The organism is Achromobacter animicus, assembly GCF_040775605.1.
Lineage (GTDB): Bacteria > Pseudomonadota > Gammaproteobacteria > Burkholderiales > Burkholderiaceae_B > Achromobacter > Achromobacter animicus.
Map to the genome: position 1 here is coordinate 6,025,663 of NZ_JAYGJK010000001.1, position 15,260 is coordinate 6,040,922.

16 protein-coding genes are annotated in these 15,260 nt (G+C 64.4%); 9 read left to right on the forward strand and 7 right to left on the reverse strand.

The genetic code is table 11. The features are described 5' to 3' along the window. Positions 1 to 61: 61 nt before the first annotated feature. From AB3147_RS27565 to AB3147_RS27585, 5 genes are all read left to right on the forward strand, one after another. On the forward strand, positions 62 to 1,258 hold the full coding sequence (locus tag AB3147_RS27565; protein ID WP_175124749.1) for an aminotransferase-like domain-containing protein: 1,197 nt from the start codon (positions 62 to 64) through the stop codon (positions 1,256 to 1,258). 120 nt (positions 1,259 to 1,378) lie between these two features. Beyond that, entirely contained in the window at positions 1,379 to 2,305 is a 927-nt protein-coding gene (gene ubiA, locus AB3147_RS27570) for a 4-hydroxybenzoate octaprenyltransferase (RefSeq protein ID WP_175124750.1), read from the forward strand. A gap of 209 nt (positions 2,306 to 2,514) precedes the next feature. Beyond that, entirely contained in the window at positions 2,515 to 2,919 is a 405-nt protein-coding gene (locus tag AB3147_RS27575; protein ID WP_175124751.1) for a DUF1090 domain-containing protein, read from the forward strand. 400 nt (positions 2,920 to 3,319) lie between these two features. After that, the gene (locus AB3147_RS27580; protein WP_175124752.1) at positions 3,320 to 3,715 is read left to right on the forward strand and encodes a DUF4148 domain-containing protein; all 396 of its coding nucleotides are present in this window, start codon (positions 3,320 to 3,322) and stop codon (positions 3,713 to 3,715) included. Between the two features lie 205 nt (positions 3,716 to 3,920). Continuing rightward, positions 3,921 to 5,039: a saccharopine dehydrogenase family protein gene (locus AB3147_RS27585; RefSeq protein WP_367353467.1), complete on the forward strand. Its 1,119-nt coding sequence runs from the start codon at positions 3,921 to 3,923 to the stop codon at positions 5,037 to 5,039. 54 nt (positions 5,040 to 5,093) lie between these two features. Here AB3147_RS27585 and glcC read toward each other — a convergent pair whose 3' ends face one another. After that, entirely contained in the window at positions 5,094 to 5,858 is a 765-nt protein-coding gene (glcC, locus tag AB3147_RS27590) for a transcriptional regulator GlcC (protein WP_175136906.1), read from the reverse strand. Positions 5,859 to 6,095: 237 nt separating this feature from the next. On the opposite strand from glcC, the gene AB3147_RS27595 reads away from it, so the two are divergent. From AB3147_RS27595 to AB3147_RS27605, 3 genes are all read left to right on the forward strand, one after another. Continuing rightward, the gene (locus AB3147_RS27595; protein ID WP_367353468.1) at positions 6,096 to 8,270 is read left to right on the forward strand and encodes a malate synthase G; all 2,175 of its coding nucleotides are present in this window, start codon (positions 6,096 to 6,098) and stop codon (positions 8,268 to 8,270) included. A gap of 153 nt (positions 8,271 to 8,423) precedes the next feature. Next, positions 8,424 to 9,041, forward strand: a complete 618-nt coding sequence (locus AB3147_RS27600; RefSeq protein WP_191577548.1) for a TetR/AcrR family transcriptional regulator — start codon at positions 8,424 to 8,426, stop codon at positions 9,039 to 9,041. Positions 9,042 to 9,249: 208 nt separating this feature from the next. Then, entirely contained in the window at positions 9,250 to 10,104 is an 855-nt protein-coding gene (locus AB3147_RS27605; RefSeq protein WP_175124756.1) for a cysteine hydrolase family protein, read from the forward strand. 95 nt (positions 10,105 to 10,199) lie between these two features. Here AB3147_RS27605 and AB3147_RS27610 read toward each other — a convergent pair whose 3' ends face one another. The 5 genes from AB3147_RS27610 to AB3147_RS27630 form a co-directional block, all read right to left on the reverse strand. Beyond that, complete coding sequence (locus AB3147_RS27610; RefSeq protein WP_175124757.1) at positions 10,200 to 10,796, reverse strand: TetR/AcrR family transcriptional regulator; 597 nt, start codon at positions 10,794 to 10,796, stop codon at positions 10,200 to 10,202. Positions 10,797 to 10,950: 154 nt separating this feature from the next. Then, positions 10,951 to 11,256: a DUF4148 domain-containing protein gene (locus tag AB3147_RS27615; protein ID WP_175124758.1), complete on the reverse strand. Its 306-nt coding sequence runs from the start codon at positions 11,254 to 11,256 to the stop codon at positions 10,951 to 10,953. Positions 11,257 to 11,347: 91 nt separating this feature from the next. Continuing rightward, a complete protein-coding gene (locus AB3147_RS27620) occupies positions 11,348 to 11,653 on the reverse strand; it encodes a DUF4148 domain-containing protein (RefSeq protein WP_175136910.1) in 306 nt (101 codons plus the stop codon). 91 nt (positions 11,654 to 11,744) lie between these two features. Continuing rightward, on the reverse strand, positions 11,745 to 12,050 hold the full coding sequence (locus AB3147_RS27625) for a DUF4148 domain-containing protein (RefSeq protein ID WP_175136911.1): 306 nt from the start codon (positions 12,048 to 12,050) through the stop codon (positions 11,745 to 11,747). Between the two features lie 302 nt (positions 12,051 to 12,352). Beyond that, complete coding sequence (locus tag AB3147_RS27630) at positions 12,353 to 13,519, reverse strand: mandelate racemase/muconate lactonizing enzyme family protein (RefSeq protein WP_218342510.1); 1,167 nt, start codon at positions 13,517 to 13,519, stop codon at positions 12,353 to 12,355. Positions 13,520 to 13,614: 95 nt separating this feature from the next. On the opposite strand from AB3147_RS27630, the gene AB3147_RS27635 reads away from it, so the two are divergent. Continuing rightward, positions 13,615 to 14,544, forward strand: coding sequence for a LysR substrate-binding domain-containing protein (locus AB3147_RS27635; RefSeq protein WP_367353469.1), 930 nt, complete (start codon positions 13,615 to 13,617; stop codon positions 14,542 to 14,544). A gap of 100 nt (positions 14,545 to 14,644) precedes the next feature. Here the strand turns inward: AB3147_RS27635 and ssb are convergent, their stop codons facing one another. Then, positions 14,645 to 15,160, reverse strand: a complete 516-nt coding sequence (ssb, locus tag AB3147_RS27640; RefSeq protein WP_175124763.1) for a single-stranded DNA-binding protein — start codon at positions 15,158 to 15,160, stop codon at positions 14,645 to 14,647. Positions 15,161 to 15,260 lie beyond the last annotated feature (100 nt).

The window sequence follows — 15,260 nt, forward strand, 5'->3', positions numbered from 1 at the left end:
GGACAATACTTTGTTGTCAAACGCATCAACCGACCCACCCTTCTTGATCAAGAAGCACTCCATGGACAAGCCCCTCGAACCTGCGTTTTCCTTTTCGGAACGCGCCCTGCAACTCACCAGCTCCGCCATCCGCGAGATTCTCAAGGTAACCGAGCGCCCCGAAGTCATTTCGTTCGCAGGCGGCCTGCCCGCGCCCGGCGGCTTCCCGGTAGAAGTGGTGCGTGCGGCATTCGACAAGGTCCTGTCCACCAACGGCCGCGCGGCACTGCAATACGGTCCCACCGAAGGTTACGCGCCCCTGCGCAAGTGGGTGGCCGATGACCTGACCGCCTCCGGCGCCGACATCGCCCCCGACCAGGTCCTGATCGTGTCCGGCTCGCAGCAGGCGCTGGATCTGCTGGGCAAGGTGCTGATCGACAAGGACAGCAAGGTCCTGGTCGAAGACCCCAGCTACCTGGGCGCACTGCAATCGTTCAGCCTGTACCAGCCGAACTTCGTGCCCGTGCCCACCGACGAAGGCGGCCTGATCCCCGAAGCCATCACGCCCGAACTGGCTGACGGCGCCCGCTTCCTGTACGCCCTGCCCAACTTCCAGAACCCGACCGGCCGCACGCTCAACCTGGAGCGCCGCATCGCGCTGGTCAAGCGCGCCGCCGAACTGGGCCTGACCATCGTCGAGGACGATCCCTACGGCGAACTGCGCTACGCCGGCGAGCCGCAGCCCGGCCTGATCGCGCTTGCCAAGGAATACGGCGCGAACGTCGTGCGTCTGGGCACGTTCTCGAAGGTGCTGGCCCCGGGCCTGCGCCTGGGCTACATCGCTGGCGGCCGCGCGCTCATCAACAAGCTGGTGCAGGCCAAGCAGGCAACCGACCTGCACACGCCCACGCTGACCCAGATGGCCGTGTACGAGATCGTCAAGGACGGCTTCCTGGCCGAGCACCTGCCGAACGTGCGCGAGATCTACCGCGCCCAGGGCAGCTGCATGCTGGACGCCATCCAGAAGGAATTCCCGTCCACCGTCACCTGGACCAAGCCGGAAGGCGGCATGTTCATCTGGCTGACGCTGCCCGAGCACATCGACAGCACCAAGCTGCTCGAAAAGGCCATCGCGCAGAACGTGGCCTTCGTGCCCGGCGCGCCGTTCTACAGCGGCGAAGGCAAGCGCAACACGCTGCGCCTCAGTTTCGCCACCGTGCCGGAAGACAAGATCCGCACCGGCATCGCCATCCTGGGCAAGCTGCTGAAGGCGGAATGACAACGTCCGCCGTCGTCCCTTGAAGGGGCGGCGCGGATGCCTTGATGACCGATCGGCCGGGCGCGATGCCCGGCCGTTGTTTTATGCTGTCGGCTTTCCCGACCACTTGTGACCGTGACAGTGAGCGCTTCGCAACAATCCCCCGCCGATCTCAGTGACATCGTCTTCACCGACTGGGTCGAACGCTGGCTGCCGAAGTCGTGGCGGCCCTACGCGCGGCTGTGCCGCCTGGATCGCCCTATCGGCACCTGGCTGACCCTGCTGCCGGCCATTGCCGCGCTGGTCCAGGCCGCGGGCGGCCTGCCCGACCTGCAACGCCTTATCGTCTTCTCGCTGGGCGCCCTGCTGATGCGCGGCATCGGCTGCACCGTCAACGACATGTGCGACCGCGATTTCGACAAGCACGTCGAGCGCACGCGCTTCCGTCCGCTGACCAGCGGCCAGCTGTCGATGAAGAACGCCGTGTGGTTTCTCCTGGGCCAGTTGCTGGTCTGCGGGTCGCTGCTGTTCTTCCTGAACGACATGAGCCGCTGGCTGGCGGTGGCCGTGCTGCCCTTCGTCTTCATCTATCCGCTGTGCAAGCGCGTCACCTACTGGCCGCAGGTCGTGCTGGGCATCTGCTTCAACTGGGGCATGCTGATGGCCTGGTCGGACACGCAGAACCACGTGCCGCTCGCCGCCATCGCCATGTGGCTGGGCGCGGTGCTGTGGCAGGTGGGCTACGACAGCATCTATGCCTACGTCGACGTGCGCGACGACCGCAGCGTCGGCCTGCACTCGACCGCGATGCGCTTCGGCGACCAGGGCAAGCTCTGGATTGGCGGGTTCTACGCAGGCACCGTGCTGCTGTGGGCCTGGGGCGGTTATGCCATCGGCCTGTCGTGGGCCTATCAGGTCGGCATGGTCGCTGTGGCCGCGCATCTGGCCTGGCAGTTGAAGGTGTTCGACATCCAGCATCCCCACCGCAATTTCATGCTGTTCCGCGCCAACCTGTGGCTGGGCGCATTGCTGGTTGCCGCGGCATTGGCGGGCACGTTGATCCGCTGATGCGGCGCGGATGAAGCGGCGCGGAAGCGCGACATGGCGACGTCTGCGCGTCCCGCGCTTTCGAGCCGCACTTTTGGGCCGCACTTTTGGGCCGCACTTTCGGGCGGTAATTCCGGGCGGTGCCAGGCGGCACTTCCGGGCCGTGCATTTGCGGGATTGACGGCCTCAGGCGATGATGGGCCTTCCGCCCCACGTCACGGAGTCACCGCATGCCTGCAATGATCAAATCCCTGACCACCGCCGCCGCCGTGTGCGCCCTCTTCGCCACGCTGCCCGCACAAGCCGCCACCGATTGCGCCCCGCTGCGCGGTTGCGCCGCCAAGTTCTGCCACATCGAAAACGACATTGCCGCCGCGCAGGCGCAGAACAACTCGCGCCGCGAGGCGGGCCTGCGCAAGGCATTGTCCGAAGCCAAGGCAAGCTGCACCGACAGCCGCCTGCAGTCGCAGCGCGAGGCCGACGTGCGCGAGAAGCAATCCAAAGTGGCCGAACGCCAGCAAGAGCTGACAGAGGCGAAAGCCAAGGGCAAGCAGGACAAGATCGACAAGGCCCAACGCAAGCTTGAAGAAGCACAGGCCGAATACAACGACGCGTTGGCCGACCTGAACCGCTGACCTGACGTGCCCGCGAGCCAGGGCGTCGCGCGCGCTGGCCGCCGCTTATCTCCCACTCTCCTGCGGCCGCTACCTCGCCGCGCCCCCTCCGATGTCTGCCTCTGCCTGCCCCGAGCCGGCCGCGCGCCCACTCCTCCAGTCGTCCTCCCATTCGCCGTCGAGCCGACCTCCAAGGCCGGGAAATCTGACGCGTCACACAATGGAAATATCGCCACCCATGGCGCCAACATGGACAATCCAAACCGATTAGCCATGATTTTGGAAAGATGTTTTCAGGTAATAAGGGTTTATCCCAGGGTTGTTTAGGCACAGAATGCCTCTCATCGGGACACAGCAAGCGAGCCCCAGGCAGTCAGGCCTGGGGCTCGAATCCCAAGCTCACAAGACTCGGAGGTCTGCCATGAAAACCCTTGCTACCGCACTGATGCTGTCCATGTCCGTTCTGGCTGCCGGCGCTCAAGCCGCCGAAGCCGACCAAGCCCCCACCCGCGCTCAAGTTCAAGCCGAGCTGCAACAAGCCAAGGTTTCGGGCCAATACACGTTCGGCGAAGAAGGCTACCCCGCCCCCATCGCTCAACACTCCAGCCTGACCTCGCAGCAAGTTCAAGCCGACCTGGCCCAGGCCAAGAACGCCGGCCAAGTGACCTTCGGCAACATGGACTACCCGCCCGTCGCCGCCTCGGCCTCCGCCACGTCGCTGAGCCGCGCCCAAGTCGAATCGCAACTGGCACAAGCCAAGACCGAAGGCCTGGTGACCTTCGGCAACCTGGACTATCCCCCCCACCTGGGCAGCTGATCCACGGGCCACGCCGGCCGTGAATCGCTACCAGGCAGCCCTCTGGCCACAAGCCAGAGGGCTTTTTCTTTGACGCTTCGACCACTTCAACGGTCATATCGACGCGACTTGCAGCCGATTCGACGGTTTAGCCGCTACAAATCGACAGCACTCCCGCATAGGATGGGGCCACTTCCCTTCCCTCTCATTTTGCAGGAGCCGCACCATGTCCACGCACACCAAGCCCATCGTTCTGCTGGGCGCCGGAAAAATCGGTTTTGCGATCGCGCTGATGCTGGAACGCAGCGGCGATTATTCCGTCCTCGTCGCGGACCAGGACGCCAGCCGGCTGGCCGTGCTTGCCGAACTGGGCTGCGAAACGCGCCAGGTTAGCGACGATGCCGGCGTGGCCCGCTGCATCGAAGGCGCCTACGCGGTGGTCAATGCGCTGCCCTTTCATCGCGCGATCGCAGTGGCGGGCCTGTGCGCCAAGGCCGGCGTACATTACTTCGACCTGACCGAAGACGTGGCCAGCACGCACGCGATCCAGGCGCTGGCCCATGACACCGGCAGCGTGCTGATGCCGCAATGCGGCCTGGCGCCCGGCTTCATCGGCATCGTCGGCAACGCGCTGGCGCGCCGCTTCGACACCTTGCTCGATCTGCGCATGCGCGTCGGCGCACTGCCGCGCTATCCGTCCAACAGCCTGCGCTACAACCTGACGTGGAGCACCGAAGGGCTGATCAACGAATACTGCAATCCCTGCGAGGCGATCGTGGACGGCCAACTGACCAGCGTGCCCGCACTGGAAGGCTACGAAACCTTTGCGCTGGACGGCGTGGAGTACGAAGCCTTCAACACCTCCGGCGGCCTGGGCACCTTGCCCGCGACGCTGCTGGGCCGCGCGCGCAACGTCGATTACAAGTCAGTGCGCTATCCCGGTCATTGCAACATCATGAAGCTGCTGCTCAATGACCTGCGCCTGCGCGACCGCCGCGACCTGCTCAAGGACATCTTCGAGTCGGCCATCCCCACTACCGAACAGGACGTGATCGTGATCCAGGCATCGGCGTCCGGCTACCGCCACGGCCGTCTGGAAGAAGAGTCGTATCCGATTCGTGTCTTCGGCGCGGAAGTCGACGGCCACCGCCTGAGCGCAATCCAGTTGTCCACGGCCGCAGGCATTTGCGCGGCCCTAGATCTGGTGGCGCACGGCGTTCTGCCGCAGCAGGGCTTCGTGGGGCAAGAGGCGATTGGCCTTGAGGCATTGCTCAACAACCGATTCGGCCGCATTTACGCGGGCAAACCGCTGGCGCTGGCCGGGTGCGCGGTGGCCGATCGCTGAGTCCGTCATCACGGCCGTCATCACAGCCGGCCTCGTCGCCGCCAGCGCGCGGCGCTACGTCCAGCCTTCCAGACGCAGCGTCGCGCGCACCAGGCGCTGCTCTTCCTGCTCGATATCCGACAGGCTCTGGCGCACGCTGTCGACATGATCGGCCGCGGCCTTGCGCGCCTGCTCTGGCTGGCGCCCGATCACCGCGTTGAACAGCCGCGTGTGCTGGCGGTCGATCTGGCGCTTCTCGGGCTCGCGGTGGTACAGGTTGTTCACGCACGCGAACACCGATCCCAGCAGCAGATCCGTCAGCGATTGCAGCGTATGCACCAGCACAGGGTTGTGCGAGGCCTCGCAGATCGCCAGATGAAAGGCGTGGTCCAGATGCGCGTGGGTGGCGGTGTCAGTGGCGGCGCCCTGCGCGGACACCATCTCGTCATACCGGCGCCGGATCATGATGAAATCGGCCTCGGTCCCGCGGATGGCGGCCAGCCGTGCCGATTCGGCCTCCAGCAGCGACCGCACTTCAAGCAGGTCATACAGCGTGCGGGGCTGCGAATTGAACAGGTGCATCAGCGGCCCGGCGTCCACCTTCGAGATGCGCGCAACGAACGAGCCCTTGCCCTGCGCCGTGTGAATGATCTCGCGGGCGCGCAGCAGCTTCAGGCCCTCGCGCAGCGCCGTGCGCGACACGCCCAGCTTTTCGGTCAGGCGCCGCTCGGACGGCAGGGCCTGGCCCGCCTTGAGGACGCCGTCCAGAATCAGACGCTCGATCCGTTCGGCGACTTCATCGGCCACCTGACGGGGCTTTTCTTCAGTTTCCGCGTGCATGCATTCTCCGCGACCAGTGGTATGACCATGCGCGGTCGGCGCTCTCGCGGATCGGCCTTTCCTTGGTAAGTGGCTGATATCAAACCATAAAAATTTATATTCCGCCCGGGGTGCGCCGCACAAACTGGTATGACCAGCGGGTTTCCGTATGGACATCGGCGCGGTCGCGGACGATGATGTCAGCACCCTCACCCGGCGCGCCGCGCCGGTCAGCCTGACTCAACGCCAGAGAACCGCATGACTCAACGCATCCAGCACCACGGCCTGCAAGTGGCGGCCAATCTCAGCCAATTCATTGAACAGGAAGCGCTGCCCGGTTCCGGCCTGGAGGCCGACGACTTCTGGCAAGGCTTCGCGGCCCTGGTGCACGATCTGGCGCCGAAGAACCGGGCCTTGCTCGCCGAACGCGATCGCCTGCAGGCCGAACTTGATGCCTGGCATCGCGCCCATCCCGGTCCCATCACGGATCCCGCCGCCTACCGCAAGTTCCTCGAAGGCATCGGCTACCTGCTGCCGCAGCCTGCCACCGTGCGCGCCACCACCGACAACGTGGACACCGAGATCTCGCAGCAGGCCGGCCCGCAGCTCGTCGTGCCGATGTCCAATCCGCGTTATGCGCTGAACGCCGCCAACGCGCGCTGGGGCAGCCTGTACGACGCCCTGTACGGCACCGACGCCATCCCTGCCACGCCCGGCGACACGGGCCGCGGCTACAACCCGGAACGTGGCGCCGCCGTCATCGCCCGCGCGCGCAGCTTCCTGGACACCGCGGCGCCGCTCGCGCAGGGCTCGCATGCGGATGCCAAGGGCTACACGGTCGAAGGCGGCCAGCTTCGCGTGGCGCTTGCCACGGGCGCGACCGGACTGAAGACGGGCACGCAATTCGTCGGCTACCAAGGCGACGCGTCCGCTCCCACCGCGATCCTGCTCAAGAACAACGGCCTGCATTTCGAAATCCAGATCGACCGCGCCAGCACCATCGGCGCCACCGATGCGGCGGGTGTGAAAGACGTGGTGGTCGAGGCCGCGCTCACCACGATCATGGACTGCGAAGACTCGGTCGCGGCCGTCGACGGCGACGACAAGGTGCAGATCTACCGCAACTGGCTTGGCCTGATGAAGGGCGACCTGACCGAGGACGTCACCAAGGGCGGCAAGACCTTCACCCGCAAGCTCAACGCCGACCGCAACTACACGCGGCCGGACGGCTCGGCGCTGACGCTGCATGGCCGCTCGCTCATGTTCGTGCGCAACGTGGGTCACCTGATGACCAACCCGGCCGTGCTGGATCGCGACGGCCAGGAAATCCCCGAAGGCATTCTCGATGCCGTCGTCACCAGCCTGGCCGCGGTGCAGGACCGCAAGCACAAGCTCAATTCGCGCACGGGCTCCGTCTACATCGTGAAGCCAAAGATGCACGGCCCCGCCGAAGCCGCATTCGCCAGCGAACTCTTCGACCGCGTCGAAGACCTGATCCGCGTGCCGCGCAACACGCTGAAGATGGGCATCATGGACGAAGAGCGCCGCACCAGCGTCAACCTCAAGGCCTGCATCGAAGCTGCCGCCTCGCGCGTCGCCTTCATCAACACCGGCTTTCTGGACCGCACTGGCGATGAGATGCACTCCGGCATGGAAGCCGGTCCCATGCTGCGCAAGGGCGACATGAAGTCCAGCGCGTGGATCACCGCTTACGAACGCAACAACGTGCTGGTGGGCCTGGACGCCGGCCTGCGCGGCCGCGCTCAGATCGGCAAGGGCATGTGGGCCATGCCCGACCTGATGGCCGCCATGCTCGAACAAAAGATCGCGCATCCCAAGGCCGGCGCCAATACCGCCTGGGTGCCTTCGCCCACCGCTGCCACGCTGCATGCGCTGCATTACCACCAGGTCGACGTGCAGGCGGTCCAGCAGGAACTCGAACGCACGAAACTCGACAGCGTGCGCGACGACCTGCTCAATGGCCTGCTCACGGTGCCGGTCGGCGATCCCGCCAAGTGGTCCGCCGCCGACATCCAGCAGGAACTGGACAACAATGTGCAGGGCATTCTTGGCTACGTGGTGCGGTGGATCGACCAGGGCGTGGGCTGCTCGAAGGTGCCCGATATCCACAACGTGGGGCTGATGGAAGACCGCGCCACGCTGCGCATTTCCAGCCAGCACATCGCCAACTGGCTGCGTCACGGCATCACGAACCGCGATCAGGTCACCGAGACCTTCAAGCGCATGGCCAAGGTCGTCGACGGCCAGAACGCGGGCGACCCGCTCTACCAGCCGATGGCTGGCAACTTCGACACATCGCTGGCATTCAAGGCCGCGTGCGCCCTGGTGTTCGAAGGCCTGACCCAGCCCAACGGCTACACCGAGCCGCTGCTGCACAAGTACCGCCTGGAGTACAAGGCGGCGCGCGACTGATTCAGCGCCACGCTTGACCAAAGCCGGACGGCAATGCCGTCCGGCTTTTTTTTTCGGGTTTGGGTTTGGATCCGGGCGGGGGGTGTCTTGCTGCCTCATCCCTCCCTGATTAAAAACCTCTTGATTTTCGCACGATCGTGCTAAATTCCCGCCATGACAGCAAAAACCGAGAAAAGCGAACTCACCTTCGCGGCCATCGTGAACACGGCGCTCGACATGGCCGCCGCGCAAGGCATGGAAAGCCTCTCGCTGGGCCAGGTCGCCAAGCGGCTCGGCATCAGCAAGAGCGGCGTCTTCTCGCGCGTCGGCTCGCTCGAAGCCCTGCAGCAGGCGGTGCTGGACGAATACGACCGGCGCTTTGTCGAAGCGGTCTTCACGCCTGCCATGGCCTACCCGCGCGGTCTGCCGCGCTTGAACGCGCTGGTGTCGCTGTGGATCGACCGCGCCAGCAATGTCGAAACGCTGACCGGCTGCATCTACGTGGCCGGCGCGTTTGAATACGACGATGTCGACTCGCCGCTGCGCGCGGTGCTGGAACACAACCTGAAGCGCTGGCGGGCCGCGATGGTGCGCACGGTGAACCAGGCGCTCGAAGCCGGCCACTTGCGCCCCGACACAGACCCGCAACAGCTCGTGTTCGAGGTCTACAGCCTGATGATCGGCCTGATGCACGACGCGCGGTTCCTGCGTGACCCGAAGGCGCACGAACGCGTGAAGGCCGGCTACGAGCGTCTTATCTCTACGTATCGCAGCTTCAAGTACATCGAGTAATCCCCGAAGCCGGCGTTGTGCCGGCTTTACTTTCGCTTAATTTCGCACGACCGTGCGAATATTGACAGGAGCAGGCCATGTGGATTCTTATTCCGTTAGGCGCGTTAGGCGTATCGTCCATCCTTTGGCGCCAATGGCGCTTGCTGCTGCGCCAGTTGCCCGACCGCGCCGAACACCTCGTGCTGTTCTAAGACCCCGCCTCCCCACCATGCCGCGCACCATTCACCTGCTGATCGTCGACCCGCAAAACGATTTCTGCGACTTGCCCGAGTCGTACCGGCCCCTCGACCCGCTGACCGGCCTGGCGGTTGCGCCCGCGCTGCCCATCGCTGGCGCCCACGCAGACATGCAGCGGCTGGCGCGGTTCATCGACGCCACGGCCCCCGTGCTCTCGTCGATCACGGTTACGCTGGATTCGCATCATCGTCTGGACATTGCGCACCCCACATTCTGGCGCGCGGGCAATGGCGACCCGGTCGCGCCCTTCACGCCGATCACGGCGGCGCAATTGCGCGCCGGCGAATTCGTGCCGCGCCATGACGACGACCTGCCGCGCACGCTCAACTACCTGGATGAACTCGAAGCGCGGGGCCGCTACACCCTGATGGCGTGGCCGGTGCATTGCGAGATCGGCACGTGGGGTCATAACGTGCATCCCGACGTGCGCGCCGCGTATGGTCGTTGGGAAGAAGAGCGCCAGTTCATCGTGCGCAAGGTGCCCAAGGGCGCCAACCCCTGGACCGAACACTACAGCGCGCTGATGGCCGAGGTGCCCGACGCCGACGATCCGCGCAGCCAGCTCAACCGCGGCTTGCTGGACTCGCTGGACCGCGCCGATCTGATCCTGATCGCGGGCGAGGCCGGCAGCCACTGCGTCAAGGCCACCGTCGAACACCTGGCCGAGCACCTGCCCGGCGGCAACCTGTCGCGCATCGTGCTGCTGACGGACTGCATGAGTCCCGTCGCGGGCTTTGCGAACGCACAGTCGAGCTTTCTGCAACGCATGCGGGATCTCGGCGTGCAGGAACGTACCAGCACCGACATGGCGCGCGCGCTGGCGTAAGATGGCGACGCGCAGTCGGCGCGCCCAAACACAACGGCCGCCTGCATCAGCAAGGCGGCCGTGAAACGGTGAACAGCGAAGTCAGCGCGTGGCGTTCAGGCGCCGTGGCCCGTCTTGCCTTCGCATTCAACGTAAAGCGCGCTGATCGCTTCGCACAACGCGGGCGGCTGCTGGAACAGGCGCGACACCAGCAAACAGCCCTGGATCGTCGCGAACACCGCCCGCCCCGCTGCTTCGGGCGTCCCGGAAAACTTCAGCGTACCCTGCGCCGCGCCTTCGGCCAGCACGCGGGCCAGCCACGCTTCGTGCGCGCGGAAGAATCCCTGCAGCGCGCCGCGGACCCGTTCCGACAAACTCATCACGTCGGCGGCCAACATGCCGCCCAGACAGAGTTCACCGGAACCGCAGGCGGCGGATTCCATCATCGACAGATATTTTTCAAGCTGCGCCTGCGCCGGCTGCGCGGTGTCGATCCCGCGCACCGCGCCAAGTGCGCGCGTGCTGTAGGCCTCGACCGCTTCGTACAGCAGGTCGTCCTTGCCTGGAAAGTAGTAATGGATGCTGGACGTCTTGACGCCCACATGCTCAGCCAGGTCGCGGTAGCTGAAGCCGTTGCATCCGCGCATGCGGATCAGCTTCTCGGCGTGCGCCAGAAGCAGTTCGCGAGTGGTATTGGAAGTCGGGGTATCCATGGCGGCATATTACCTACTAATAGATCGGTTCGTCATTGGGAGGGTCCCTGATCGGCAGTTACCGAGCGGGCCATTCCATGTTACCGACCGTGCCAGCGGACTCCGGCCGGGACAAGAATCCCGCCCCCGGGGTCCGCTTTGATTGCCATCTGCTTCAGCCTTGCACGGGCGGGTAGTCGAGTTCACCGCCGTCGGTCAGGCCTTGGGCGCGGGCGGCTGCCAGTTCCTGCTTGACCTGAGCGCGCGTCTTGTCGCCAGCGTGGGCAAAGGCGGTGGCGGCGTAGCCTTCTTCACCTGACACCAGTTCGCCATTGGCGCGGGCGGCGGCGAGTTCTTGCTGCACCTGAGCGCGGGTCACCGTGCTTTGGGTGTTCAGTTCGGGCGGATAGTCCAGTTCGCCGGCTTGGGCAGCGCCGATGAAGGAAGCGGAAAGGATCAGGGCGGAAATGAGGGTCTTCATGAGAAATCTCCAGATTGGTTGAGTTGCTGCAGTTGCTGCGAGGTTGTCGGTTAAGGCTATCTATCTATAGATAGAGGCGTGGTCGAAAAAATCAGCCTTGAACGGGCGGGTAGTCCAGTTCGCCACCGTCGGTCAGACCTTGAGCGCGGGCAGCAGCCAGTTCTTGCTTGACCTGAGCGCGCGTCTTGTCGCTGGTGAAAGCGATCGGGGCAGCGGCGTAGCCTTCTTCACCGAATGCCAGTTCACCGTTGACGCGGGCGGCGGCCAGTTCTTGCTGCACTTGAGCGCGGGTCACCGTGCTTTGGGTGTTCAGCTCGGGCGGATAGTCCAGTTCGCCAGCTTGGGCAGCGCCGATGAAGGAAGCGGAAAGGATCAGGGCGGAAATGAGGGTCTTCATGAGAAATCTCCAGATTGGTTGAGTTGCTGCAGTTGCTGCGAGGTTGTCGGTTAAGGCTATCTATCTATAGATAGAGGCGTGGTCGAAAAAATCAGCCTTGAACGGGCGGGTAGTCCAGTTCGCCGCCGTCGGTCAGGCCTTGAGCGCGGGCAGCAGCCAGTTCTTGCTTGACCTGAGCGCGGGTCTTGTCGCTGGTGAAGGCGATCGGGGCGGCGGCGTAGCCTTCTTCACCGAATGCCAGTTCACCGTTGACGCGGGCGGCGGCCAGTTCTTGCTGCACTTGAGCGCGGGTCACCGTGCTTTGGGTGTTCAGCTCGGGCGGATAGTCCAGTTCGCCAGCTTGGGCAGCGCCGATGAAGGAAGCGGAAAGAATCAGGGCGGATACGAGGGTCTTCATGGTCAATCTCCAGTTTTAGATGCAGTATGCGTTTCAGTTAGCTATCTACTTGTAGGTAGATGTCGAGGGAAATAAAAAAGCGGTCCTACTGTATTTCTGATTTCGGCGCGGGGCGGTTTGTTGTTTGCGCTGCGTCGATGGGATGAATCTTACCTACTACTAGATAGACGACGCAAGCGGGTAAAGTGAAACAATTTATGTCGCGATGCAGGCCAACCACATCGGATGCGGCGTGACGGCCTGAATCAGTGCAGTACTGCGGTTCCCGCTGGCGCGGCCAACGGGACCGCCGTCGCCGGCAATCAAGCGGACAGCGCCTGCATCACCGCGTACAGATCGGACTTGCCCTCAAAGCCGATGCCCGGCAGATCCGGCATCGTGACGTAGCCGGCCTCCACCTTCACCCCATCCGGAAAGCCGCCAAAAGGCTGGAACAGATCCGGGTAGCTCTCATTACCGCCCAGACCCAGACCCGCCGCGATGTTCAGCGACATCTGATGCCCGCCATGCGGCACGCAGCGGCTCGCGGACCAGCCATGCTGACGCAGCATCGCGAGCGTGCGCAGATACTCCACCAACCCATAGCTGAGCGCGCAATCGAACTGCAGATAATCGCGGTCGGCGCGCATGCCGCCATAGCGGATCAGGTTGCGCGCATCCTGCATCGAGAAGAGGTTTTCGCCCGTGGCCATGGGCTTGTCGTAGTAATTACGCAGCGTCGCCTGCAGCTCGAAGTCGAGCGGATCGCCCGGCTCCTCGTACCAGAACAGGTCGTACTGCGACAGCGCCTTGGCGTAGGCAATCGCCGTGTCCAGGTCGAACCGCCCGTTCGCATCCACAGCCAGCTTCTGGCCGTCCTGCAGCACGCTCAGCACCGAGTCGATCCGGCGAAGGTCCTCGTCCAGCGACGCGCCGCCGATCTTCTTTTTCACGACCGTGTAGCCGCGATCGAGATAGCTGCGCATTTCGTCTTTAAGCGCGGCGTGGTCCTGCCCTGGGTGGTAGTAGCCGCCGGCCGCGTACACAAACACCCGCCGGTCCGGCTGGCCATTGCCGTAACGTTCGGCCAGCAACTGGAAAAGCGGCTTGCCTTCGATTTTTGCGACCGCATCCCACACGGCCATGTCGATGGTGCCGATCGCCACCGACCGCTCACCGTGACCGCCGGGCTTCTCGTTCTTGAACATCGCGTCCCAGACCTTGTGCGGATCCAGGTTGCGCCCCGTGGCGTCCACCAGCGTGTCCGGGTCTGCTTCCAGCACGCGCGGGATGAATCGCTCGCGCATGAGCTTGCCCTGTCCATAGCGGCCATTCGAATTGAAGCCGTACCCGACCACCGGCTTACCGTCGCGGATCACGTCGGTGATCACGGCGACCAGGCTCAGCGTCATCTTGCTGAAGTCGATGTAGGCGTTGCGGATGGGCGAGCTGATGGGCAGGGTCTGCTCGCGGATGTCGACGATTCTCATGGCTTGTCTCCGGTTGGGTCGCATCGGGAATCAATAGATTAGTGGCGCATCCCTGCCCTAGAATTCACCCAAGTTCATTTGATTATTTACTTTCAGTGAAAGCCGACCTCGCCTCCGAGCTGCAGTTCTTCGTGCTGATCGCCCGGCTGGGCAGCCTGTCCGCGGCTGCGCGGCAACTGGATCTGACGCCACCGGCGGCCACCAAACGACTGGCGCTGATGGAAAAGCGCCTGGGCGTGCGGCTGGTCAATCGCACCACGCGCAGCATCAGCCTGACCAACGAAGGCGAGACCTACCTGGCCTATGCGACCCGGATCCTGGCGGACCTGCGCGAGATGGAAGATGTGGTGTCCAGCAGCAGCGCCCAGCCGCGCGGCCTGATCCGCGTCAACGCCACGTTGGGATTCGGCCGCACGACCATCGCGCCGCTGGTCTCCGACTTTGCGAAGCGCTACCCGCAGGTGCAGGTTGAACTGGAGGTCACGGACCGGCCCGTCGACCTGGTGGAAGGCGCATTCGACCTGGCCATCCGCTTCGGCGAACTGCCCGACAAGCGCCTAGCCGCCCGGCGCATCATGACCAACCGGCGCTTTTTGTGCGCGTCGCCCCGCTACCTGAAGGCGCACGGCACGCCGGCAACACTGGCCGACCTGGCGCATCACCAGTGCATTCTTCACCGGCAAAACGACGAGGCGCACGGCGTCTGGCGGTTCACGCACAAAGGCCGCGTCGAAGTGGTGAAGGTGGAAGGCGGGCTATCCAGCAATGACGGCGACATCGTGCTGGGCTGGGCCCTGGACGGCCACGGCATCCTCATCCGGTCGGAATGGGATCTGGCCAAATATCTGGAAAGCGGCAGGTTGCGGGTGGTGCTGCCCGACTTCGCGTTGCCGTCGGCGGACCTGTTCGTCTATTACCCGCAGCGCCGCAACCAGACGGCTCGCACGCGGGCGTTTATCGATTTTCTGGTTGAGGCATTTCAGCCAGGTCCTGCAAAGGAAATCGCTGGCGCGGACCGTCCCTAGCCCTTGAGGCGCGCCTGCGTCGCCCCGTGTTCCCCAAAAGCAAAACCCCGGCCTTCCATTGAAAGCCGGGGTCTTGAACATACCTAACGCGGGGCGACGCTTAGAACGGAATATCGTCGTCCATGTCGGCCAGGTTGGCGCCGCTGCTGGCCGGGGCCGCTGCGGGAGCCGGGCGCTGCTGAGGCGCCGGGCGCTGGGCCGGAGCAGCGCGCTGCTGGCGCGGCGCGTCGTCGTAGCCGCCGCCACCGTAGTTGCCGCCACCACCGCCGCCGCCGTCTTCGCGGCCGCCCAGCATTTGCATCTGGTCAGCGACGACTTCGGTGCTGTAGCGGTCCGCGCCGGTGTCCTTGTCTTGCCACTTGCGCGTCTTCAGGCGGCCTTCGATGTAGACCGAGCGGCCCTTCTTCAGGTATTCGCCGGCGATTTCAGCCAGGCGGTTGTACATGACGACGCGGTGCCATTCCGTTTCTTCGCGCTTTTCGCCGCTGGCCTTGTCCTTCCAGGACGAGGTCGTGGCGATCGACATGTTGCAGATTGCCGCCCCGTCGGGGCTGTAGCGGACTTCCGGGTCGCGACCCAGATTGCCCACGAGTATGACTTTGTTAACCGATGCCATGCCGATGTCCCTCTGTTGTTGACAGCCTGCGACTTGCGTTGCCGCGAGCGCGCCGGCAACAACATAAAAAAGCGATGTTGAAGACCGGCTTCATGAAACT

What these genes read in the sequence shown, in the direction of transcription:
- AB3147_RS27565 (WP_175124749.1), top strand. Translation starts at nt 62, where the DNA reads ATGGACAAGCCCCTCGAACCTGCGTTTTCCTTTTCGGAACGCGCCCTG.
- AB3147_RS27575 (WP_175124751.1), top strand. Translation starts at nt 2,515, where the DNA reads ATGCCTGCAATGATCAAATCCCTGACCACCGCCGCCGCCGTGTGCGCC.
- AB3147_RS27580 (WP_175124752.1), top strand. Translation starts at nt 3,320, where the DNA reads ATGAAAACCCTTGCTACCGCACTGATGCTGTCCATGTCCGTTCTGGCT.
- AB3147_RS27585 (WP_367353467.1), top strand. Translation starts at nt 3,921, where the DNA reads ATGTCCACGCACACCAAGCCCATCGTTCTGCTGGGCGCCGGAAAAATC.
- glcC (WP_175136906.1), bottom strand. Translation starts at nt 5,858, where the DNA reads ATGCACGCGGAAACTGAAGAAAAGCCCCGTCAGGTGGCCGATGAAGTC.
- AB3147_RS27595 (WP_367353468.1), top strand. Translation starts at nt 6,096, where the DNA reads ATGACTCAACGCATCCAGCACCACGGCCTGCAAGTGGCGGCCAATCTC.
- AB3147_RS27600 (WP_191577548.1), top strand. Translation starts at nt 8,424, where the DNA reads ATGACAGCAAAAACCGAGAAAAGCGAACTCACCTTCGCGGCCATCGTG.
- AB3147_RS27605 (WP_175124756.1), top strand. Translation starts at nt 9,250, where the DNA reads ATGCCGCGCACCATTCACCTGCTGATCGTCGACCCGCAAAACGATTTC.
- AB3147_RS27610 (WP_175124757.1), bottom strand. Translation starts at nt 10,796, where the DNA reads ATGGATACCCCGACTTCCAATACCACTCGCGAACTGCTTCTGGCGCAC.
- AB3147_RS27615 (WP_175124758.1), bottom strand. Translation starts at nt 11,256, where the DNA reads ATGAAGACCCTCATTTCCGCCCTGATCCTTTCCGCTTCCTTCATCGGC.
- AB3147_RS27620 (WP_175136910.1), bottom strand. Translation starts at nt 11,653, where the DNA reads ATGAAGACCCTCATTTCCGCCCTGATCCTTTCCGCTTCCTTCATCGGC.
- AB3147_RS27625 (WP_175136911.1), bottom strand. Translation starts at nt 12,050, where the DNA reads ATGAAGACCCTCGTATCCGCCCTGATTCTTTCCGCTTCCTTCATCGGC.
- AB3147_RS27630 (WP_218342510.1), bottom strand. Translation starts at nt 13,519, where the DNA reads ATGAGAATCGTCGACATCCGCGAGCAGACCCTGCCCATCAGCTCGCCC.
- ssb (WP_175124763.1), bottom strand. Translation starts at nt 15,160, where the DNA reads ATGGCATCGGTTAACAAAGTCATACTCGTGGGCAATCTGGGTCGCGAC.